Genomic DNA, 22,470 nt, shown 5'->3' with positions numbered 1-22,470 from the left:
TTCCCTGTCCGGTCAATCCGTCCGGGCCGGAAAGCAATGGCCGCCGGAGGTTAGTAAGCACCATGTCAGCCGTTCAGTCGCCCAACGTGCCGGATCTGCCGGGGATTTCCAGCGCGAAGCGGCGGCAGATCATGGATGGCGCGGCCCGGATCTTCGCCGAGCACGGGTACGAGGGCGCCAGCATGTCGCAGATCGCGCGCGATGCCGGGGTCTCGAAGGGCACGCTGTATAATTACTACGACAGCAAGGCGAGCCTGTTCGCGGCCTTCATCGAGGAATGCGCCTGCGAGAAGCTGCCCAAGCTGTTCGAGACGATCGGCGAGGCCCAGAGCCCCGAGGCCACGCTGGAGGGCATCGCCACCGCGATGATCCGGCTGACCACCTCGCCGCTGTCGCTGATGCTGAACCGCATCGTGGTGTCGGAAGCCGCGACCTTTCCCCACCTGGCCGAGACCTTCTGGCAAGTCGGGCCGTGCAAGGCGATCGGCATCCTGTCCGCCTGGCTGCAGGCGCGCACCAGCGAGGGCATCCTGGACGTGCCCGACCCGGAACTGGCGGCCGAACTGTTCTATGCCCTGTGCCAGACGCGCATCACCTGGCGCAAGCGGCTGCAATTGCCGGTGGATTCCGACCCGGCCCATATCGCGATGATCGCGCGGACGGTGACGCGGATGTTCCTCAATACCTTCCAGGTCGGCAAGGGGCCGCCGGTGCCCGAACCGGTTCGCGACGACCGGGTTTGATCCAGATCAAATCGCCCTGTCGGCATTCGCGCCATCATCGCGGCGGAACAGGCTGAGCCTGCACTCCGAATCATGTGGAAAACCGGGGCTTCTGGCCCCGGTTTTTTTATTGGGGCCTGTCCGGTCCCGCGCGCGGCACACGCCTCCGGGGGCCGGCCCCGGCGGAGCGCCGTGGCGCACGGCCGCCCTTTCCTCGCAGGCACCGTTCAGGGTGGCCGGGCGCATGGCCCGGCCGGGCGCGAACTTTCGTGCCGTCTCATGCGTTTAGTGCCGCGCGCCCGGCGCAAACGCCTGTTTTCGTCGTCGGTCCATCCCTGTCTGCCCGATCTCTCAGCCGGAGGATTCATGCCCGCCGACGTCTCCGCCACGCCTCGCCATCGTCTGTCCCTTGCCTGTCTGCGCACCATCGCGGCGCTGATGGCGGTCATGTTTCTGTCCGCCGCCTTCCTGCCGCGTCATGCCCTGTTCCCGGCGGCGCAGGCGCAGGATCGGGCCGCCCCGGCGGGGCAGGGGGCGGCGGTGCCGGCGCAGGATCGTGCGCAGTTGCAGCATCTGCTGAACACGCTGGACGATCCGCAGCGACGCGCTGCCTTCCTGCAGGACCTGCACGCATTGCAGGCGCTGCCGCCGGGCACGGGCAGCGGGAATGCCGCCGGTGGCGCGGGCAAGCCTGCCGCCGCGTCACCGCCTGCGGCCAAGCCGGCGGCGTCGGCACCCATCGCGCTGGCGCCGGGCAGCCTCGGCGCCGTCGCCCTGCATGGGCTGGGCGGCGTGGCGGGCGCGGTCGTCGTGCATATGCGCCATTTCGGCGCCCTGTTCGCGGACCTGCGCGGCGTGGAGACCTGGGGCCGGCAGATGCTCGCCCCCGGTGCCCGGCGCGACGGGCTGGTGGCGCTGGGCTGGCAACTGGGGCTGGTGGTGCTGGTCGGGCTGGCTGTCGAGCGCGGGCTGGCCTTTCTGCTGCGCCGGCATCTGGTCCGGATCGACACGATGCTGGCCACGCGCCTGCCGCTGCCGGCGCACGAGCCCGATCACGACCCGGTGGCTGCGCCCCCGGATACCATCGCGGGGCCAGACGGCAACGGTGCCTCCGCCGAACGGGCGCGCGTGCAGGAGGCCGCGACCCGCTGGCGTGCCGCGCGCCTGCTGCGGCAACTGCGCCTGCTGCCCTGGGTCCTGCTGCGCCTGGTGATGGAACTGGTGCCGGTCGCAGCCTTCCTGGGCGTCGCCACGCTGATGGCCAATGTCCTGGCGGGCCCGGATGACGCGGTGCCGGCGGCGCAGATCATGGTGATGGTGATCAACGCCTATGCGATCGGTCGCGGCGTGATGGTCCTGCTGGCCGCCCTGCTGTCGCCCCGTCTGCCGCATCTGCGGCCGTTGCCGCTGGATGACGGGATGGCACGGGTGCTGACGGGGTGGACGACCGCGCTGGTCGTGCTGCCCGTCGCGGCGCTGTGCCTTGCCGATGCCGGGGGGCTGCTGGGCCTGTCCGAACCGGGGCAGGATGCGATCGGGCTGGTGATCCTGCTGGTGGAACATCTGCTGGTGGCCGGGCTGATCCTTCGGGTTCGCCACCCGGTCGCGCATATGTTGCAGCCGCTGGGCATGGCGCGGTGGCGCCTGGGCCACGGCCTGTTCGGCGGCCTGGCCGAGCGGTGGTGGATCTTCGCGCTGGTGCTCGACCTGGCGCTGTGGCTGGTGTCGGCGGCCGACATCCCGGGGGGCTATATGCGGGTCTGGCGCCTGTGCGCCATCGCGATCGGCGTGCTGATCGTGTTCCGCGCGCTGGCGATCCTGCTGTTCGGCCTGCTGGATCGCGCGTTCCGGCCGGGGCAGGATGCGGGCAACGCGGCCTCGGGCCTGGCCCGGCGGGGGGCGCGCTATTACCCCTATGTCCGCCAGGCGCTGGCGTGGGTTCTGGGGATCGCGGGGGCCGTCACCCTGTTGCAGGCCTGGGGGGTGCCGGCCTTCGACTGGTTCGACGACGGCAAGGTGGGGCGCCGGCTGGTTTCGGCGGCGGCCACCGTGCTGGTGGCGCTGGCGATCGGCATCGTCGTCTGGGAATATGTCAACGCCGCGCTGGACCGACAGATCGGCCGCTATACCAGCAGCGCGCAGCCGGGGCGGGCGATGCGCCTGCGCACGCTGTCGCCGATCCTGCGCACGGTGCTGCTGGTGTGCCTCAGCATCGTGGTGCTCATGACCGTGCTCAGCCAGATCGGGCTCAATATCGCACCGTTGCTGGCCGGGGCGGGGATTATCGGGGTCGCGGTTGGGTTCGGGTCGCAGAAACTGGTGCAGGATTTCATCACCGGCATCTTCCTGCTGCTGGAAAACGCCATGGAGGTCGGCGACTGGGTCACGGCCGGCGGCCTGTCCGGCACGGTGGAAACACTGTCGATCCGCACCCTGCGCCTGCGCGCGGGCGACGGGTCGGTGCATATCATTCCCTTCAGCGCGGTTTCCACCGTCACCAACATCAATCGCGGCCTGGGCAACGCCGCCGTCAGCGTCGATATCGCCCCCGACCAGGATATCGACCGCGCCGCCGCCCTGCTGGCGGACATCGTGCAGGGCATGCGCCAGGACCCCGACCTGGCCCCCGGCATGCTCAGCGACCTGCAATATTGGGGCGTCAACGCGGTTTCGTCGCAGGCCGTCACGCTGCTGGGGCAGATCGTCTGCACCGACGCGGCCCGCTGGCCGGTCCAGCGCGCCTTCAACCGCCTGCTGGTCCAGCGCTTCGCCAGCGAAGGCATCCGGCTGGCACAGCCGGCGCAGAGCGTGGAGTTGATTGCGCCGCCATCGAAACAGGCTGATGAGGCGGCGTCGGAGAGCGGGGCGCCGCCCCGCGCCCCGGCAGGAGGCTCGCCTCCTGCACCTCCTTGAGTTTGGGGGCCTTGCTCGCCCGTCATGGCGTATGTTCGATCGGCTGTCTCAGATGACATCCGGGCGTTTGAATCCGGGATCGTTGTATGGGCGATAATGATCGAACAGCGCGCCATGCCCTTCCTGACGCGGGTCGTGCGTGGCTTTCAGCGCCTGTATCAATTCCCGGTCCAGCCGGTCCGCGACCGATCGGAATTCCGGCAGTTCGGCGAGATTCTGCATGTCGTAACGATCATGCGTCACGCGATAGAGTTCGCGCGCCGGCCGCAGCGCCGTCGCCCGGTCGAAATAGGGTTTGACGGCGGGGTCGTCCCGATGGGTCACGATATAGGCCTTCGCACGACCCTGATCGATGTCTCCGTAGCCGGCATAGACATTGCTGGTCAGTGTCGCGGCGGTCTGCGGATGGACGCTCGGCACGCCCGCGGGCATGCGCCCGGGTTCGAAATTGCGGATATACAGGAAATCCGCCGTGCGGATGGCGCGCATCGGATAGCCCCAGCCGATCGTCTGCCGGACGTCCATGTGGCGTTCCATCCCGGCAAGCGTGTATTCGCGCTTCGGCATTGCCCCTTCGCCATCCAGCCACGGCAGCAGGCTGGTGCCCACCATGTCGTGCGGAATGGCCACACCGGCGAGCGTGAGAAAGGTCGGTGCCAGGTCGGTCGTGCTGATGATCGCGTCCACCACGCGCCCGGGGCGCTCGATCCCGCCCCAGCGGATGACGAACGGCACATGAATACCGGAATCGTAGAGCGAGGCCTTTCCGCGCGGGAAGGGCCATCCATTGTCGCCAGTCATGACGATCAGGGTGTTTTCCAGTTCGCCGGATGCTTCCAGCCGGGCAATCAGTTCGCCGGCTTCGCGGTTGAAGCGTTCGACGCCGAACGCATAGTCGGCCATGTCCCCCCTGACCTCGGCCACGTCGGGCAGATAGGGGGGCACATCGACGCGGCCCGGATCGATCCCCGCATGCGCCCCGCGATCGATTTCATAAGGACGATGCGGATCGTGACTGCCGAACCAGAAGCAGAAAGGGGCGCCTTCGGGGCGGTGGTCGAGGAAATTGGCAAAGCTTTCATAGGATTTCCCCGCCGGATTCTGGGTACGATGTCCCGGTGCGAGTTGGCCGGGCGCCCAGCCCTTTCGCGTCATGCCGACGAAATAGCCGCTTTGTTCGAGAAGTTCGGGATATACCTGAAATCTGGCGTCGAGGGTTCCGGCAAGGTTGGCGCCTTCCTCCAGTTCCCACGGCCATTGGCCGGTCAGGATCGATGCGCGGGACGCCGAGCAGGAAGGGCAGGCCACGAAGGCGTTCGAAAAACTGACCCCTTCCTCACACAACCGGCGATAGGCCGGTATGGCGAGCTTCAGGTCGTCATGGGTGTCTGCGCTGGTCCAGGACCAGTCGTCGGCGAGCAGGAAGAGGATATTCGGACGTTTTGCGCGCCATGCCTGCGGATCGCGGGGCGCGGCCGCCCGGGCCAGGCCGGGGCTGGCAGAAAACGCGGCCCCTGCGGCAAACAGCGCCCGCCTGGTGATACCTTTCGACATCGGCACAAACCCTGTTTATTGTCTGTTTGGTCAAGCTTTTGGATCTGCCTCAAAATGATTTCTGTCAATGGGATTCCCATCGACGAAGCGGCGCTTTTTCGCGAGGCGGCACGCCTGCGCGCGGCGTTCGCCGGGGAAGATCCCACCCTTCCGCCGGAAGAACGGGAACGACAGGTCCGGCTTTGGGCGACGGAAAATCTGATCGAGCAGACGCTTGTGCGCGAGGCTGCCGCCGCGTTTACGGCAACCGCGCTATCCGATCTGACGGACGGGCATATCGGAATGTTCCGCAACCGCTTGTTTCGGGATTTGCCGGAAATCGGTCTATCGGCCGTTCGCGCGGCGTACGACCGGCGCCACCCGGCGAGCCTTTCCCCCCGCAAGGTGTCGGCCGCGCATATCGTCCGCCATGTCGAGCCCGACGGTGATGCAACGGGGGCGTTCGGCCTCATGGCGGCGATTTTCGACCGGCTGATGCAGGGCGAACGATTTGACGTTCTGGCTGCTCGCTATTCGGATTGTCCCGACGATGGCGGCGCGCTGGGCGTCGTGGAGCCGGGCGACATGGTCCCCGGCTTCGACACCGTGCTGTTCGGCCTTCGGGAGTCGGGGATCAGCCCGCCATTTCGTACTGTTTTCGGCGTTCATATCGTGACCGTGCACCGCATTATTCCGCCGGTAAGACAACCGTTCGATGTGTGCCGCGCGGCCCTCGCCGAAGCACTGGACCATCAGCAGCAGGAACAGGCGATGGACGACTGGCTGCGCGCACGACGGGCTGTTGCATGCGTGCAGGGCATTGCACCGTGACGGATAAGCTGCGACCCGTCGAACTGTCGGCTTGTTGCGTGCCCAGCCGCCTGCGTGCGGAACGATTGCTGTCGTCGCGCCTGCACGCGCAGGCAAGACCGAAGGCCGTTCGCGGCGCGACGGACGGCATGGTTGCCTTGGCGGGCGGTGCCTTTCGCATGGGTACGGACGATCGAAGTGGATTCCCGGCGGATGGAGAGGGGCCCGTGCGTGTCGTGGAGGTCGATCCGTTCCTGATCGATGCGACGGCAGTAACGAATGCGGCTTTCACGCATTTCGTGCTCGCAACCGGTTATCGCACCGAGGCGGAAATGCTCGGCTGGTCGTTTGTCTTCGCGGGCGACCTGCCGCCCGCGCTGGCGGCGTCGGCGCGCCGTGCCGATGCCACACCGTGGTGGTGCAGGGTCGATGGCGCGCACTGGCGACAGCCGCAGGGGCCCGGCAGCACGATCGAGGATCGCGGGACCTGCCCGGTGGTCCATGTTTCGTGGAACGATGCACAGGCCTATGCCGAATGGGCCGGAAAGCGCCTGCCGACCGAGGCCGAATGGGAATATGCCGCGCGGGGCGGCCTCGATCAGGCGATGTATCCCTGGGGCTCGGAACTGACGCCGGGGGGCACTCATATGTGCAACATATGGCAGGGGCAGTTTCCGACGCTGAACCTGGCGCAGGATGGCTATGTCGGTATTTGCCCCGTGAAAGCGTTCCCGCCCAATGGGTTCGGGCTTTATGAAATGTCCGGGAATGTTTGGGAATGGTGTGCCGACTGGTTCAGCCCCGATCACCATCGGCATGCGACATCGCGCAATCCGGTCGGGCCGATGGACGGGTGGGCCCGGGTCATGCGCGGCGGGTCCTATCTCTGCCACGAGAGCTACTGCAATCGCTACCGCGTCGCCGCCCGAACGAAGCAGACCCCGGACAGCGCCAGTTCGAATGTCGGGTTTCGATGCGTACGGGACATGAGGTAAGAGGCTGCCTGCAAGGTCGCCCCGCCTGATCGACCTGGGAAAATGGGGCTCCGGCCGGGCACGCGGCCAGCGGTGCCGGCGCCCTGGTCGCCGGAGGGAGAGCCTATTTCAGCTGCGCCGCGTAGGTGGCGAGCATGGTCTTGGTGTCGGTGGCGAGCTTGACCAGGTCGGCGTTCTTGGACGTGGCGATTTCGGTTTCGAGGACCGGTTTCATCTTGGTGGCGTTGCGGGACAGGGCGCGGAGGTAGCTGCGGTCGAAACTTGTGCCGTGGAGGTGCTGGATCCGGTCGATGGTCTTCTGGTTTTCGGTGGAGGGCTTGGCGGCCAGGGTGATGGCGTGGGCCGAGACCAGGGTGGTCAGCTTGGTCTGGTTGCCTGTCAGGTCCTTGACGATGGTCGCGCCGAGGGTCGCGATGTCATTGCGGGCAGCGTTGGTCTGGGCGCTCTTGGCCAGGGCGATCTGGGTCAGGTCCATGTCGTTGAGCTTCTGCACGAAATCGGTGTCGGCGGTTGTCAGGACCGGGGCTTTCTGCAGGGGAGGTAGGGGCGGCGCGGGCGGCTGGGCCATCGTGCAGGCACCAAGGGCGAGAAGGGCCGCCATCAGAGGGGGCAGGGCACGCGATTGGTGACGGGACAGGAACGGCATGAACGACATGGGCGGCAGATTCTCCCTGGATTTCCGATACGGTTGCGCAGGCCGGCCCGCGATGCCGGACGGTGTGGCGCGGAGGCGGCGTGTGGGGCGGCGGGCCCGGTCTGCCGGTCCGTAACGGATAACCTCCTTGGCTGACGATAGGTTCCATGATGATAGTGTGGGGCACGGAAGGCAATGGCGAAGTAAAGATGTAATGTTTTCGTTAAGATATTGGCCCATTGGCCCGTCATGATATAGCCATAATTCCCGTAACGATGTGTTTCATTGGCGAAGAGACATTTTGTGCCCGGTTTGGGCCTTGCATCGACGGGAAAGAGCACACTAGGTTTGTCGGACAGATGCGCCGTGCCGGGCGCGTTCCGATCGATCTGTGGGGATAATCCAGGAATGAACTGTCGCACTCTGTGTCTGCTCGCGGTCTCCTCGCTCTCTCTCGGCCTGAGCGGGTGCGGATATCTGGATTCCCGGGCGGCTCACAAGGCGCAGATCACCATGATCGGGATGACGTCCTACGATCTCCAGGCCTGCGCCGGGCTTCCGGCCGCCACCAAGCAACTGAACGATACGACCCAGATCTTCATCTATTCCGGCACGCACGCGCAGCCGAATTACGGCGGTTCGACGCTGATTCCGGTGGGCGACATCATGACCACGATCTCGCAGTTCGGCGGTGGCGGCGGCACGACCTGCACGGCCGTGATCCGCCTGGACCATGACCGGGTGTCGGACGTGCATTATACCGGCGATAACGACGAACTGGTGGGAACGGACGGCATCTGTTCCATCATCACCCGTGGATGTGCCCGCCAGCCCGAAGGCACGATGAAATCGTCCGCCGGCGGTATCTTCGGCCCCGTTTCGGCGTTCCATCCGCCCGTCACGCCGAACCAGTCGACATCGGGCACCTATTCGCCGCAATCCGGGGCGGCGATTCTCAATCCCGATGCGAAATCTTCGGGCCCGGTCATCACTTCCCGGCCTCAGTGAACGGAGCCCTCTGGCGAGGGAGCTATTGTCCGCGCCGTCGGTTCGGCAGCGGCGTGCCGGACGGGCGGGGCGGAACCGATCAGGGATGGGGCCCCTTGCCGTCCTGGCGGGGCTGCGTCGTGATTGCGTAATCGGGGTTCGATCGCCGGGCTGCCTGTTCCTGGGCCTTGGTCGTGACCCAGTGCAGTTCCCTCTCGGCTTCCGGCACGCTCAGGGTGCCGGTGTCGACATCCAGGCCGATGCGCAGGGACGCCATGTCGATCTGCGAAATCAGGTCGTAATTGACGCCGACCGCGTTCGGGCCGGATTTGAGATGGGCGCCGGTAATGCAGGTGAACCGGTCATAGGCGGTTCCCTTCCGGAACGGATAGCGGGCAAGGCAGTGCGAGACGGCGGCATGCAGTTCGCCCTGGCTCCGGTCATCGTCCACACACCCGGCCGACAGGGCGCACAGGATGATCGCGGCAAGACCATGCCTTTTCCGGCCGGCCATTAGCGACCCGCCGCAATGCGCATCGCGGCGCGCCGGGTCAAATATCCGGACAATAAAAAAACGGAATAGGAGGAAATGGGAACCATGTTCAATATGCGCATATGGAGTTCAGGGGAAAGACAGGCCGATATCAGGGATATCATCATGAAGGCCGCGTAAAACAGTTTTACCCCGTTGGGTGTCGTATCGTCTCTTCCGTCATTCTGCATGATCGCGAAGAACGTATAAATCAGACAGAGCACCGTCACCACGCAAAATAAAAAATGTTCAGCAAGGATATTATAGAGTCCATGCAGGCAGCCCACGCAGATCGAACCGATGAGGGAAGCGAGCGGGAGTCTGTTCGAAATGCGGAAATAGAGAGACAGTCAGCACACAGAATGCCGATTACGATTGTCTGCTACCAATGGTTCCCCCCAGCGCCCGTAACGGTCCATCTGTCAGGTTTCCAGAATCCGTGACGCGTCCTGCCGCTGGGCCGCGCATTCCGCCGCCAGGAAATCGACCAGTGCGCGCCCGCCGGGGGAAAGCCCCCGGCGGGAGGGGAAGACGGCATGCACGATCCCGGCGCGCGGCCGCCAGTCGGGCAGAACCTGGATCAGGCGGCCTTCCCTGATATCCCGCCACACCATCATGGTCGGAAGCTGGACGATGCCCGCGCCGGCCAGCGCGGCCTCGCGCAGCACGGCCATGTCGTCCGTCGCCAGCCGGGGTTCGTGGAAGATCGTGGCTTTCTGGCCGTCCGCGCTTTCCAGATTCCAGGAATGGCTGGCGGGGGCGGTGCTGGAATCGAGGCTCGGCAGCGTGTTCAGATCGGCCGGCGAGGCGAGGGGACCCGCGATCAAGGACGGGGCGGCCACCAGGCACTGCGTGCTGGTGTCGAGCACGCGCATGACAAGGTTTTCCGATTGCAGCGGCGGGAAGCGCACGCGAACGGCAAGGTCGAACCGTTCCTCCAGCAGGTCCACCCGCCGGTTGGTGCTCTCCAGGTCGAGCGTCACGGCCGGATAGCGCATGATGAAGCGGGCCAGCAGCGCGCCGAACTGGAAGGTCAGCAGCGCCACGGGGCAGCTGAGCCGGATGACCCCGCACGGTTCGGCATGAAGCTGGGCGATCGATTGCTCCGCCGCGTCGGCCTCCTGCAACACGGTCACGCAGCGTTCGTAGAACCCCCGCCCGGCCTCGGTCACCGAGAAATGGCGCGAGGAACGCTGGAGCAGCACCGTATCCAGCCGCTCTTCCAGCAGTCGGACCCGCCGGCTGAGGAGCGATTTCTGAAGCCCGGTGGCCCGTGCCGCGCGCGTGAAGCCGCCGTGACGCACCACCTGCACGAAATAATAAAGGTCGTTGAGGTCCTTCATCGTCTCATGGATAGAACGCACCGTCCGATGGAGCAATCTTCATGCGACGGGCGGAAGGGCCCATCTTCCCCTCATGCAAGGGCGCCGCTGTCGGGGCCCGCCTGATAGGGAGCATGGCAATGCAGAAGAAGGTTCTGGGCCGCTACGGCAATGACCGCGGCCATTGGGTGGGGGACGGTTTTCCCGTCCGCTCCCTGTTTTCCTACAGCGATTTCGGCGCGCATCTCAGCCCGTTCCTGCTGCTCGATTATGCCGGGCCGCATGTGTTCGGTCCGACCGACGCCCGGCGCGGCGTCGGCGAGCATCCGCACAAGGGGTTCGAGACGGTCACGATCGTCTATGACGGCGAGGTGGAGCACCGCGATTCCTCGGGCGGCGGCGGCGTGATCGGGCCGGGCGACGTGCAGTGGATGACGGCGGGCAACGGCATCCAGCACCAGGAATTCCATTCCCCCGCCTATGCGCGGGCGGGCGGTCCGTTCCGGATGGTGCAATTGTGGGTGAACCTGCCGGCCGCCGACAAGGGCGCACCGGCGGGCTACCAGACGCTGCGCGCGGCCGATATTCCGGCTGTCGACCTTCCCGACCAGGCCGGGCGGCTGCGCGTCATCGCCGGCGACTACCGGGGCCGGCACGGGCCAGCGCGGGTCTTCTCGCCGCTGAATGTCTGGGACGGCGTGCTGCATGCCGGCGCGCAGGTCACGCTGGACCTGCCCGCCGGGCACAGCACGGCCATCGTCTCGCTGGAAGGACGCCTGATTGTGAACGGTGGTACGGAACTGGGGAGTGCACAATTCGCCCTGCTGGGCCGGGAGGGAACGGAGGTGACGCTACAGGCGACGGAAGAGGCGAGTTTTCTCGTCCTGACCGGCGCGCCGCTGAACGAGCCGATCGCCGGATACGGCCCCTTCGTGATGAACACGCAGGACGAGATCCGCCAGGCGATCGAGGATTTCAACAGCGGGCGTTTCGGCGGGATTGCCGGCTGAGGCCAGGGCGCTGCACCCCAATACGAATGGGTTTCCAAAGGGCGACTGCCCTTTGGTGGGTCAAGGGCAAAGCCCTTGTCGGGACGCCCCCCGGGCGTCAGCCTCTCGGCGCATTGGTGTGACCCGGCATTCCGGGCGGTGACGCAAGCTCAGGAAAAGGAGAAAATGCGATGATCGAAATGATGATCGAACAGCGGCGGCGGGCTCTGGGTGGCGGGCTGGAAGTGGGGCGGGTGCTGCCTTTCGCGCGGCGACGGATGGTCGGGCCCTTCATCTTCTTCGACCATATGGGGCCGCTGGATATCGCGGCCGGGGTCGATCGCAGCCTCGATGTGCGGCCGCATCCGCATATCGGCCTGTCCACCGTCACCTACCTGTTCTCGGGCGAGGTCATGCATCGCGACAGTCTGGGGACGGAACAGGCGATCCGCCCGCAGGAGGTCAACTGGATGACCGCCGGCAGCGGCATCACCCACAGCGAACGGTTCGAGAAAGCCCGCGCGGTCGGCGACCATCTGCACGGCATCCAGGCCTGGGTGGCGCTGCCGAAGGGCGAGGAGGAAGCCGCGCCCTCCTTCTCGCACCACGAGGGCGACGACCTGCCGCAATGGGATGCCGGCGGCGTGCGCGGGCAGCTTATCGCCGGGCAGGCCTATGGGCTGACCGCCGCGGCGCGGACGCATTCGCCGCTCTTCTACGCGCATCTGGAACTGGCGGCCGGGGCGCGGGCGGAAATCCCGACCGCGTTTTCGGAACGGGCCCTCTATATCGCCACCGGGGCCATCGAGATCGACGGCCAGCATTATGCGGCGGGGCGGATGCTCGTGCTGGGCCCCGACGTTTCATCGTTCCGGGCGCTGGTGCCGACGGCCGCCATGGTGCTGGGGGGCGAACCCGTGGGCGAGCGGTTCCTGCTGTGGAATTTCGTCAGTTCCTCGAAGGAGCGGCTGGCGCAGGCCGCCGAGGACTGGAAGGCCGGGCGGATGAAGCTGCCCGACGCGGATCATGACGAGTTCATTCCGCTGCCCGCCTCCGCCGACACGCCGCCGCCGCCGATGTCGTGACGGCGACGAACGTGCGGGCGGGCAGTCGGCTCAGGAATTGGCCGTGACCGCCCCCGTCGGCAGGGTGGGGGCGGACCGGGCGCCCAGCCGGGGGGCCAGGGCGCGGAACATCGGGCCGGTCAGGGTGGTCGAGATCACGGCCAGCACCACCAGCGAGGCAAAGGCGAATTCGGAGAGCATGCCCTGCTGGTGCAGGATGGTCGCGGCGACGATTTCCATCAGGCCCTTGCATTGCAGCAGGGCGCCGATGCCCAATGTCTGCCGGCGCGTCAGCCCGGCGGCCGGCGGGCAGAGGGAGATGGCGGCAATCTTGGTCACGATCGAGATGGCCACCAGCGCCAGCGAGGCGAGGACGGAAGGCCAGGTCAGCGCATCGCCGTCGATATGCAGGCCGCTATGGCCGAAGAACATCGGCGCCAGCCAGATCAGCGCGAAGGTTCCGGCCCATTCGATGGGCAGGCGACGCACCCAGCTGGGCGGCATGATCGCGCCCGCGAAATAGGCCCCGATCAGTTCGTGCAGCCCAAGCTGCTTGCTGGCCCACGAACCGGCCGCGAGATAGACCGGCACGGCGACCCAGATGACCCAGGCCGGCGGATGCCTGAAATGGCGCGAGGCCATGTTTCCCGCCGCCGCCAGCCCGACCAGCAGGGCAACCGCCACGAATTCCAGGCTGGTCCAGCCATGCAGCGCGGCACTGCCCCGGGCGGCGAACTGAAGTGCCGCCAGCCCGATCCACAGCGCCGCGTCGTCCACCACCGCGAGCTTGAGCGCCAGTTGCCCCAGCGGGCGCTGCGCGGGTTCCAGCTCGCGCACCACCCCGATCAGCACCGGCAGCGCGCTGACGGCCATGCACAGCCCGATGGACGATGCGGCGATCCACGGCGCGGCATGCGGGGCATGCCAGCCCTGCAGCGGCAGGAAGAATTCATAGGCCAGAAACGAGCCGATCAGGAACGGCCCGCCCAGCGCGACCAGCGCGCTGGCCAGCAGGCGGCCGAGCGGCTGCGGCGGCAGCCGGTGCGCCGCGCCCTCTTCTTCGCCGGGGTGCTGCCACATTTCCAGCCCTGCGGTGAATGCCAGGATCAGCACCGCCACCCAGCCGATATCGTCGCCATAGAGCGAGGGGAGGCCGAGCCTGCCGACAGGCACATGCCACACCGCCAGCAGAATGCCGATCAGGATGGGCAGGACCGCAATGGGCAGGGCCCGTTGCGTCAGGCGCCACAGCAGCCAGGGCAGCAGCACGAAGATCGCGGCGTCGCCGGCCAGAGCCGTCATGTTGTGCATCGCTCGTCTCCTCGGGGTTCGTTTGGCCGACACCCTAACGGACCGCATGTCATTTATGCAAATTTTGTATATGAAGGTGAAAGATGTTTCATGCGCAAGCCGGCGTCAACTCGTGCAGTAACGCGCGATTTTCATGAGAAGAGGCGCGCCGTTTCATAAGCTGAAATGATACGAACGATCGTATTTCCACGCGCTATTCTCTCGTTCTCCCGCGCGATGACCATGTTTCACTCGAAACCGGACTGAAGGCACGGGCCGGTTACGCCGGGCGGGAGATGATCCGGAGCCGGTGCGCCAGGGCGTCCGCGGCAAAATCGAGAAAGGCAGTCGTTTTTGTAGGGCGGTGGGACAGGCAGGTGCTGATCAGATGGACGGGCGTGGGGGCGGGTTCCGCGTCCGGCAGCAGCCTGACCAGGCGCCCCGCCGCAAGGTCGTCGGCCACCTGGTAGGACAGGACCCGCACGATGCCCAATCCGTCGCGCGCGATAGCGATTGCGGCTTCGACATCGTTGGCCAGGACGCGCGGCGTCAGTCTCATGACCTGATGCGGCCCCTTTCCGTGCGGGCCCGAGGCAAAGCGCCATTCCCGCGCGACGGGCCGGCTTTCGATCAGGATGCTGTCATGCTCCGCCAGGTCCCGCACCGATCGCGGCATGCCCCGCCTGTGCAGATAGGCGGGGCTGGCGACCAGGATGCGCCCGACACTGCCGACCTTGCGGGCCATGAGGGTTGAATCGGTCAGTTCGCCGATGCGGATGGCGACATCCAGGCCCTCCTCGATCAGGTCGAGGTTGCGATCCGACAGGACCAGGGTGGCGCGGATTTTTTCGAACCGTGCCAGTAAATCCGCAAGCACCGGCGCCACGTGGCGGCGCCCGAATGTCGCGGGGGCCGTGATCCGCAGCATGCCGGCGGGCTGGTCGGCCTCCTGCGTGGCGGTCCGGGCCAGCGCCTCGTACCGCGCGATCAGGTCCCGCGCCTGCACGGCGAACTGGCGGCCGAATTCGGTCGGGGCCAGGCGTCGCGTCGTGCGGTCGATCAGGCGCGCGCCCAGTCGCTGCTCCAGTCCGGCCAGAACACGGCTGACACTGGGTGGGGAGCGATGCAGGCGTCGCCCCGCCGCGGCCATGCTTCCGGCATCCAGCACGGCGACGAACAGGGTCAGCTCATCCAGGCGGTCCACATCATTCTTCCACGATCCGAAAGACTGTCGTGCCAGGATAGCGTATCGCCATGGTCGCGCAAAACAATGACCCTGACGGAACGACAGCGAAAGACCGCCCTGATGATGACACTCTACGGCATGCCGCTTTCGGGCCATGTGCATCGCGTGCAACTGCTTCTGTCGATGCTCGGCATCGCATACCGGTTCGAGATCGTGTCCGGCCCGACGCCGGAATTGCTGCGCCTGAACCCGCTGGGACAGGTCCCGATCCTGCGCGACGGCGACCTGGTGCTGGCCGACAGCAACGCCATTCTCGTCTACCTGGCCAAGGCCCATGGCGCGGGCACCAACTGGCTGCCGGAGGACCCGGTGGGTGCGGCGCACGTCCAGCGCTGGCTTTCGATCGCGGCGGGGGAACTGAGGCAGGGGCCGGCCGCCGCCCGCATGGTGGCGCTCTGGCAACGCCCGGGCGAGCCCCCCGACGCATGCGCGCGCGCCGAACATCTGCTGGCCTTCATGGACGCGTATCTCGCCGGCCGGATGTTCCTGGCCGCGACCCACCCGACGATCGCGGACCTCGCCTGCTACGGGTATGTCGCCCACGCGCCGGAAGGGCATGTGCCGCTGGCGCCGTATCCGAACGTGCGTGCGTGGCTCGCGCAAGTCGAGGCTCTGCCCGGCTTCCTGCCGATGCCCTGGCTGTAACCGCCGGCAGGCCCCTGCGCGCACGGGCGAATAGCACGCGCGGCGGCGCGAAACATGCTATGCCGCCGCCATGGCAATCCCGATCCTTCCCGGACTGTCGCTGGCCGAGTCCGAGCTGGAGGTCAGCTACATCCTTGCATCCGGCCCCGGCGGGCAGAACGTCAACAAGGTGGCCACGGCGGCGCAACTGCGCTTCGACGCCGCGCGCTCGCCGTCGCTGCCCGAACGGGTGCGGGCGCGGCTGCTGGAGGTCGCGGGCAGCCGCGCCACGCGGGACGGGGTGATCGTCATCACCGCCCGGCGCTTTCGCACGCAGTTGCGCAACCGCGAGGACGCCATCGAACGGCTGGCCGAGTTGATCCGCGAGGCGGCGCATCGCCCCGCCTTCCGCGTCGCTACCCGCCCCGGCCGCGCGGCCCGCCAGCGCCGGCTGGACGGCAAGGCCCATCGCGCGGGCATCAAGCGCGGGCGCTCCGTGCGGCTGGACGATTAGCGCAATGGAAAACAGGCAGGTTCCGGGTAGGCGATGAGCGATCTTTTCGACAGCGGGGCGGCGCTGGGCCGCAAGCCGCTTGCCGCGCAGCTGCGTCCGGCAACACTGGATGACGTCATCGGCCAGGCGGCGGCCACCGCGCCCGGATCGATCCTGCGCCGGCGGATCGCGGGCGGGGCGCTGGGCAGCGTGATTCTCTACGGGCCGCCCGGGGTCGGCAAGACCTCGATCGCGCGGGCGGTCGGAACCATGCTGGGCAAGAGCTTCCGCCCGCTGCACGCCACGCGCAGCGGCGTCGCGGACATCCGCAAGCTGGCCGACGAGGCCCGCATGGTGCCGCTGCTGATCTTCGTCGACGAGGTGCAGCGTTTCTCGGCAACCCAGACCGACGACCTGCTGGCGATCTGCGAGGAAGGGACCGCCGATTTCATCGGGGCCACCACGGGCAACCCATACCATGTGCTGACCCCGGCGCTGGTCTCGCGCTCGACGATCCTGAAGCTGGAACCGCTGACGATCGAGGAGATGGAGCAGGTGGTCCGGCGCGGCATCGACCATCTGCGGGGCGAGGGGGTGGAGGCCGTGCTGACGGACGGGCAGGTCCGCCGGATCGCGGGCCGCTCGGGCGGCGATGCGCGCCGGGCGCTGACGACGCTGGAAAGCCTGGCGGTCGGGCACGGCGCGAAGCCGGTCACGATCACCGATGCGATGCTGGACGAGGCCTATGCGGCGGCACCGGTCAATCACGACCGCTCGGGCGATGCGCATTACGACGTGGTCTCGGCTTTCGTGAAATCCATGCGCGGGTCGGACCCCGACGCCACGCTGTACTGGCTGGCGCGCCTGATCCATGGCGGCGAAGACCCGCGCTACATCGCGCGGCGGATCATGATCCACGCGTCGGAGGATGTGGGGCTGGCCGACAATGCCGCGCTCCAGACCGCCGTGGCGGCGGCGCAGGCGGTCGAGAAGATCGGCTACCCCGAGGCGCAGATCGTGCTGGCTCATGCGGCGCTGCATGTGGCGCGGGCGCCCAAATCGGGCTCGGCCTGTCGCGGGATCTCGGCGGCGCTGCATGTCGTGGCCAACCAGCCTCCGGCGGCGGTGCCGCTGCATCTGCGCGATGCCCATTACAAGGGCGCGGAGGCGCTGGGGCATGTCGGATATCGCTTTCCCCACGACGACCCGCGCGGCTGGGTGGAGCAGGTCTATTCCCCGATCGCGAAAGGCACGCTGTACCAGAGCGACGCCCGCGACGCGGCGACGTTCGAAAAACGGGCCGACGAATACTGGCAGCGCGTGACCGGCGAGGCCCAGCCGCGCAAGGGCGGGAAATGACCCTGCCGGCAGCCCGCGCCGGCCAGGCCGAACGGATGCTCAGCCGGGCATGACGCCGGGGGGTGAAGGCACGCCGGGGGCATCGGCGGCCCCATGCGTGTTCACGGCATGCGCCGCGTTGGCCGCGATCTTCGACAGGGCGTCCTCGATGACCGACCAGTGCCCGGCGCGGGCCGTCGCGGCGACATAGCCATCGGGCCGCACCAGCCAGATGCCGTTTTCGTCCGGCGGCATGTGCAGCCGGAAATCCAGCAGGGAAGGGTGGCGGGCGATCATCGCGCGTGCCGCGACATCTTCTCGGGCGTACAGGACGAATCTGGGCGCATTGGCAACCTGGACGGGCCCATCGGGCATGAATCTCCGGCCCGGAGCCGGCCCATGCAGGCCCTTGGCAGAACCTGTGTTGAGCGGGCTGTCGGGATAGGCAAGCGTGATCTCGGACAGCCTGTCCACGATGGCACGCCGCACTTTCGGAAATGCGAGGATCCTGTGCGCGACAAAGCCGCGCAGCCGTTGGGCCAGCGGTGTCCGCAGCAGGACGATCCGGGTCAGGCGGCTGGACTCGGCGAGGATATGGCGGGCGACCGGGCTGCGTTCGGCGCTGTAGCTGTCCAGCAGGGCCGGCCCGGCCTGCCCCTGTTCGACCAGCGCCAGTTTCCACGCCAGATTGAAGGCATCCTGCATGCCCGTATTCATGCCCTGCCCGCCGGCGGGGCTATGGACGTGCGCCGCGTCTCCCGCCAGAAACACCCGTCCCGCGCGATAATCCCGCACCTTGCGTTCGTTGACCCCAAAATGCGACAACCAGACCGGGTCGGACACCGTCAGGCCGCCCGGCCCGCGCCGCGCGACAATGGCCTGCACCTGCTCGAAACTGGGCGGATGCCCCGAACGCGCGCCGATATCGGCGATGATGCGATACCGCCCGGGCGAGATCGGAAAGATCATCAACGCGCCGTCGGGGTGCCAGAAGATCGCCAGTTCGGCCGGCGGAATGCCGAGGCCCGCGATCTGCACGTCGGCGATCAGGAAACTGGTCGACAGCGTATCGCCCTCGAACGGCATCCCCAGCGTGCGGCGGACAAGGGAATGCGCACCGTCGCAACCGATCAGCCAGCCTGCATGAATGTGCTCGTGCGCGCCGGACGCATGCCGCACGACGCAGGTAACACCGTCCCTGGTATCGGTGAACGCCACGAGTTCGACATTTCGTTCGACCGTGCCACCCAGCGACGCCAGATGCGCCTCCAGCAGCCGCTCGGTCTCCGATTGCGGAATCACCAGCAGGACATTGAACGGCGAGGCGATCCGGTCGAACGGAACGCGGCCGATCAGCCTGCCGCCCGCATGGATGCCGATCGCCTCCGCCCGAAAGCCGGCGGCCAGAAACGCGTCGACGCAGCCCGCACCGGCAAGCAGCTCCAGCGTCCGCGCCCAGACAGCGAGCGCCTTAGACGTGTCGCTGCGCGCCGCCGACCGATCGATGATCCGCACGGGCACGCGATACCGCGCCAGTTCGGCGGCCATGGCAAGGCCGACAGGTCCGGCACCGACGACGAGAACAGGTTTGGGCATGGGCGCGTTTCCTGCGAAGACGCAAGGCGATCTCCGACGAAGGCCGGAGACAGGCAGGAATCGTGCGGCGCACCGGCGGCATGCGATGGGCGGACGAGGCCCTGCTATCGGCCATGCCTAACGCAGGAAGGCCCCACCTGTTTCCCCCGTCCCCGGTCTCCGCCGCCGGCAAGGCAGATTGGCGGAATGCACGGCGCATGTTCGGGCATCCAGCGATGCGCACGGGCATGATACTGGCAACGAGGCGTGTCCGCCGGTCTGCGCCCTGTGCGCTAACAGATCGGCGGCAATGGGGGGGATTGCGGTCTGTCGGCTTCGTGAAGGGCAATCGGTACAACCGGACATTTACATGGACGACCCTCGCGAAGGCGTTTGACCCCATTCCGGTCTTTCAAATAGCCCATGAGGCGTTCTGAAAGCCGACATTTTCTCATAAAACAGCCAAGCGCCAGTTAATTGATTCAACGTAAGTGTTCGAATCCCATCTGGTCCGCCGATTGCCCTCCATAGCCCGATATTGCCGCCGATCAAACGCCGCATGTCCTACAACACGTAAGGTGACCGCGACCTGCTGTTAGACGTGAGGAACGAAGGAAATCAGCGTCGAGGCAGGTTATGGCTTCGCAAGTTCAAGGGGATAACGATGGGCGCAAAGGAGCAGATCCAAAAACTGTGTGCCTGTCTCGCCACCTCATGACCAGCTGTGCCACACCACGCGCAAGATTAGCCCGACCGATAGAGCATCGCCTCTCTCACCTATTTCGCTGGCCCAAGATAATAGCAGTTGGATTTTATGCTTAGAATATCATGGAAAGCATCCAGTCCGACGCGACCGCCTAAGCCAATTTTGAACGTGGCTGCTTGGGAATAGAAAATATCGATGTGATCAAGGGGATGTAGAGCCCCGTTCTCATTGTCCGAATCATGATCGATACGGATATAGCCATCGTCAACTAGCATTAGATCTCGTAAAAGCTGCCAGACTAGGTCCTGATCACCTGTAAGTTCGATAAGCGGGTCAGCGAATTCATATACGCTACCAGATGAAAATACATCCTGGCCGTTGATCAAGCTAAGTATGTCCGATGTAACCTTACTATCGACTTCAGGGCAGGCACTTGTGCCAAACTCCAAGCCGTAGTCCTTTTCATAGATTGAGAAAGGAAAAGACACGGAAAATGATTTCGTGCCCGTCTCTATGAAGAGGCGGCTCATCTTATCAACATGCAGCACTAAGTGACCTGAAACCTGCGCTTTCGTAGGCTCTGCGTATACCGATATCAATTTGATAGCGTTCATCCATAGGGCTATCACATCTTTCTTGCCACGAAAGCTTCCCACTAAGCGCGATGCCTGAAAGGCATCGAGCGGAAAATCAAACTTCTTCATCACGGTTGCTCTTCAGCATGGCATCGTAATTAAATTGAGCTACGTTCTTAACAACTTCAGGATCATACTCTTCACCCAAAGTCATCGTCACCGTGGATCGCAGTTTATCTCTGAAAAGCGGCAGGACGGATATCTTATCGAAAATCGACTCGAGGAAGTCGAAGTATGAACCCGGAGACGACGAATGCTTAATCGTTGTCCTGATAGCGGCTTTTTCCTGTTCAGTCGGCGGCTGCACCTCAATGTAGCCGTACTGGTTTATCACATTCAAGCCGTCGCGAATCTGTTGTAAAGCGGTGGCATCCTGTGCGCTCGATAAAATAAGATATGACTTTAGAAACGAACGCGTGAGCGTCATGTACAGTGAATTTCTGTACGAGTAAGAATTCCGAATTCTGTTGGTCAGACAAATAATAAAAGGAAACTCCAACCCCTTGACATTGTTCTTATTACTAATAAAAACATGACCTTTTACTTTGCTCTTGGACTCGTAAGCCTTATTCACCGGCCAGCCAGTATGACGGGGGATAATTTGCTCTAGCCAGTCTGCCAGCGCATACGTCTCCTTAGTGTTGTCCAGCAGGATTATGCCGATATCATCAGGTTCAAGGGTCGGGTTCGCCGCCGAAATCTGGTCGATAACCTCCATGACTTTTCCTGACGGATTGTCGGATTCCAATATAGACACACAATCTAAATTTGCGCTTTCGATATCCTCGAAGCGACGGAGTGGCTCCCGTTTAAGGCGGTAAAAGCTAAGATCGGCTGATTTATCGACGATATATCCGCACGTATTCCACTCTGCATCATCAAGCCATCTAAGCTTACGAGGTTCAAACAATCCCATGCCTAATGCATGAGAAAACATTAAGGTCTTGGGATCAGTGCGATAGCATTTACTCAGGAGAAAATCAGGAGATATACTTGGTATGATACTCTCATCAAAGATACTCTGGAATATATCGCCCGCGACATAGACGACCTCCTTCGCACAAATTCTACACAATTCGATGAACGATGGTGGAAAATCCTGACTCTCGTCGATCAATATATAGTCGAAGGCATAACTCCGCAGGTCTAACGCCTTCAGCTGGGCAACTGCATCCTTGCAGACGACATCAAATGGTGAAGTCGGACTGAAGCGACGGAACGTGAGGCCGTAAAAGTTGCAGATGTACCGATATGTTCCTGAGTTCGGATCAGATTGTGATCCCCAAGCATGCATACACCAGAGTCGCTCGTTCCAAGCAATCTGCTGTTCCACCTTCATAAAGTTGAAAAACTCCGGGATCCTGCGTCTCAGATTGTCTGCAAGTATCTTGTTATGGCAGGTGAAAACGATACGCGAAGCAGGACTATTAACGTATATCTCTTTGAGCTTATGCAGCAGAAGTTCTGTCTTCCCAGTGCCGGAAAGGCCCTGAATGTTCACGACCTTTTTGTCGACCTTCTGGTAGATAAACCGAGTCTGGTCGCCATCAAAAAGGAGAATCTTTCGTTTCACCTTGTCAAGAAGGCTGTCTGGTATTTCGGCCTTAACCTTCTCAATATCGTTGATACTGCCCGTTAGGAGCGAGACTAGAAGTTCAGAGACCCTCCGTCGGCCAGCATCGGCCAACTCGCTGTCATTGATCAACTCCGAGGCGTCTAAACCTTGCCCAGATTCATGAGTTACAACCAGCTGATCGCGCCATTTGCGTGGACGACCAATGGCATCTTTATATCGATACTTGTCAGATATAGATCCTAAATCCTCAATGAAATCCTCCACGAAATCCTCAAACCCATCGTTATCTCCCGAGTAGTCGACGATAGTCAGCTTGCGGCCGGGAATGAGGATCACGAGTCTACCATCGTGGGGGTAGTCGTAACGCTCCTCCCCGTGGTCTGCCTTGAGAAAACTGGTCCGATTCTGAAGAGAGCCCTATGGGGCATATGGATTGGAGGATTACATGGGACGTCAGCGTTTTACGCCTGAGCAGATCATCGCGAA

At 64.5% G+C, this 22,470-nt stretch carries 19 protein-coding genes; 10 read left to right on the top strand and 9 right to left on the bottom strand.

Going from position 1 to position 22,470, the window contains the following annotated elements; translation table 11 throughout:
• Positions 1-62 precede the first annotated feature (62 nt).
• Both HLH27_RS12840 and HLH27_RS12835 read left to right on the top strand, forming a co-directional pair.
• Positions 63-743: a TetR/AcrR family transcriptional regulator gene (locus tag HLH27_RS12840; protein WP_182950441.1), complete on the top strand. Its 681-nt coding sequence runs from the start codon at positions 63-65 to the stop codon at positions 741-743.
• Between the two features lie 345 nt (positions 744-1,088).
• Positions 1,089-3,635: a mechanosensitive ion channel domain-containing protein gene (locus tag HLH27_RS12835; protein WP_182950440.1), complete on the top strand. Its 2,547-nt coding sequence runs from the start codon at positions 1,089-1,091 to the stop codon at positions 3,633-3,635.
• Positions 3,636-3,683: 48 nt separating this feature from the next.
• Here HLH27_RS12835 and HLH27_RS12830 read toward each other — a convergent pair whose 3' ends face one another.
• Complete coding sequence (locus HLH27_RS12830; RefSeq protein WP_182950439.1) at positions 3,684-5,189, bottom strand: sulfatase family protein; 1,506 nt, start codon at positions 5,187-5,189, stop codon at positions 3,684-3,686.
• A gap of 54 nt (positions 5,190-5,243) precedes the next feature.
• Between HLH27_RS12830 and HLH27_RS12825 the strand changes: the two genes are divergently transcribed.
• Positions 5,244-5,999, top strand: coding sequence for a peptidylprolyl isomerase (locus tag HLH27_RS12825; protein ID WP_182950438.1), 756 nt, complete (start codon positions 5,244-5,246; stop codon positions 5,997-5,999).
• Positions 5,975-6,973 (top strand): SUMF1/EgtB/PvdO family nonheme iron enzyme, encoded by a 999-nt coding sequence (locus HLH27_RS12820; RefSeq protein WP_182950437.1) that lies wholly within the window; start codon positions 5,975-5,977, stop codon positions 6,971-6,973. The genes HLH27_RS12825 and HLH27_RS12820 overlap by 25 nt, the downstream gene beginning before the upstream one ends.
• Positions 6,974-7,076: 103 nt before the next feature.
• Here the strand turns inward: HLH27_RS12820 and HLH27_RS12815 are convergent, their stop codons facing one another.
• Positions 7,077-7,628: a DUF4142 domain-containing protein gene (locus tag HLH27_RS12815; RefSeq protein WP_338029906.1), complete on the bottom strand. Its 552-nt coding sequence runs from the start codon at positions 7,626-7,628 to the stop codon at positions 7,077-7,079.
• 492 nt (positions 7,629-8,120) lie between these two features.
• Between HLH27_RS12815 and HLH27_RS12810 the strand changes: the two genes are divergently transcribed.
• A complete protein-coding gene (locus HLH27_RS12810) occupies positions 8,121-8,615 on the top strand; it encodes a hypothetical protein (protein WP_182950538.1) in 495 nt (164 codons plus the stop codon).
• A 79-nt stretch (positions 8,616-8,694) separates the two neighbouring features.
• Here HLH27_RS12810 and HLH27_RS12805 read toward each other — a convergent pair whose 3' ends face one another.
• Complete coding sequence (locus tag HLH27_RS12805; RefSeq protein ID WP_182950436.1) at positions 8,695-9,108, bottom strand: hypothetical protein; 414 nt, start codon at positions 9,106-9,108, stop codon at positions 8,695-8,697.
• Between the two features lie 440 nt (positions 9,109-9,548).
• Positions 9,549-10,490 (bottom strand): LysR substrate-binding domain-containing protein, encoded by a 942-nt coding sequence (locus tag HLH27_RS12800; RefSeq protein WP_338029905.1) that lies wholly within the window; start codon positions 10,488-10,490, stop codon positions 9,549-9,551.
• 98 nt (positions 10,491-10,588) lie between these two features.
• Here HLH27_RS12800 and HLH27_RS12795 point away from each other — a divergent pair, with 98 nt between their 5' ends.
• Entirely contained in the window at positions 10,589-11,458 is an 870-nt protein-coding gene (locus HLH27_RS12795) for a pirin family protein (RefSeq protein WP_182950435.1), read from the top strand.
• A 170-nt stretch (positions 11,459-11,628) separates the two neighbouring features.
• Entirely contained in the window at positions 11,629-12,522 is an 894-nt protein-coding gene (locus tag HLH27_RS12790) for a pirin family protein (protein ID WP_182950434.1), read from the top strand.
• A 30-nt stretch (positions 12,523-12,552) separates the two neighbouring features.
• Here the strand turns inward: HLH27_RS12790 and HLH27_RS12785 are convergent, their stop codons facing one another.
• Together HLH27_RS12785 and HLH27_RS12780 are read right to left on the bottom strand one after the other, a co-directional pair.
• Positions 12,553-13,812: a cation:proton antiporter gene (locus HLH27_RS12785; protein ID WP_182950433.1), complete on the bottom strand. Its 1,260-nt coding sequence runs from the start codon at positions 13,810-13,812 to the stop codon at positions 12,553-12,555.
• A gap of 259 nt (positions 13,813-14,071) precedes the next feature.
• Entirely contained in the window at positions 14,072-14,995 is a 924-nt protein-coding gene (locus HLH27_RS12780; protein WP_182950432.1) for a LysR substrate-binding domain-containing protein, read from the bottom strand.
• Positions 14,996-15,097: 102 nt separating this feature from the next.
• Here HLH27_RS12780 and HLH27_RS12775 point away from each other — a divergent pair, with 102 nt between their 5' ends.
• From HLH27_RS12775 to HLH27_RS12765, 3 genes are all read left to right on the top strand, one after another.
• Complete coding sequence (locus HLH27_RS12775) at positions 15,098-15,682, top strand: glutathione S-transferase family protein (protein ID WP_182950431.1); 585 nt, start codon at positions 15,098-15,100, stop codon at positions 15,680-15,682.
• Positions 15,683-15,752: 70 nt separating this feature from the next.
• Positions 15,753-16,175, top strand: a complete 423-nt coding sequence (arfB, locus tag HLH27_RS12770; RefSeq protein WP_182950430.1) for an alternative ribosome rescue aminoacyl-tRNA hydrolase ArfB — start codon at positions 15,753-15,755, stop codon at positions 16,173-16,175.
• A gap of 33 nt (positions 16,176-16,208) precedes the next feature.
• The gene (locus HLH27_RS12765) at positions 16,209-17,513 is read left to right on the top strand and encodes a replication-associated recombination protein A (protein ID WP_182950429.1); all 1,305 of its coding nucleotides are present in this window, start codon (positions 16,209-16,211) and stop codon (positions 17,511-17,513) included.
• Between the two features lie 39 nt (positions 17,514-17,552).
• Here the strand turns inward: HLH27_RS12765 and HLH27_RS12760 are convergent, their stop codons facing one another.
• The 3 genes from HLH27_RS12760 to HLH27_RS12750 all read right to left on the bottom strand — a co-directional run bounded on the left by HLH27_RS12760 (position 17,553) and on the right by HLH27_RS12750 (position 22,320).
• Positions 17,553-19,088, bottom strand: coding sequence for an FAD-dependent monooxygenase (locus HLH27_RS12760; protein WP_182950428.1), 1,536 nt, complete (start codon positions 19,086-19,088; stop codon positions 17,553-17,555).
• Between the two features lie 756 nt (positions 19,089-19,844).
• Complete coding sequence (locus HLH27_RS12755) at positions 19,845-20,477, bottom strand: hypothetical protein (RefSeq protein ID WP_182950427.1); 633 nt, start codon at positions 20,475-20,477, stop codon at positions 19,845-19,847.
• Positions 20,464-22,320 carry an ATP-binding domain-containing protein gene (locus HLH27_RS12750; protein ID WP_182950426.1) on the bottom strand — a complete coding sequence of 619 codons (1,857 nt, stop codon included), beginning with the start codon at positions 22,318-22,320 and terminating at the stop codon, positions 20,464-20,466. The genes HLH27_RS12755 and HLH27_RS12750 overlap by 14 nt, the downstream gene beginning before the upstream one ends.
• Between the last annotated feature and the right edge of the window lie 150 nt (positions 22,321-22,470).

It is taken from the genome of Gluconacetobacter takamatsuzukensis (genome assembly GCF_014174275.1).
Taxonomy (GTDB): Bacteria; Pseudomonadota; Alphaproteobacteria; order Acetobacterales; family Acetobacteraceae; genus Gluconacetobacter; species Gluconacetobacter takamatsuzukensis.
This window is presented reverse-complemented; position numbering and strand designations above follow the sequence as displayed.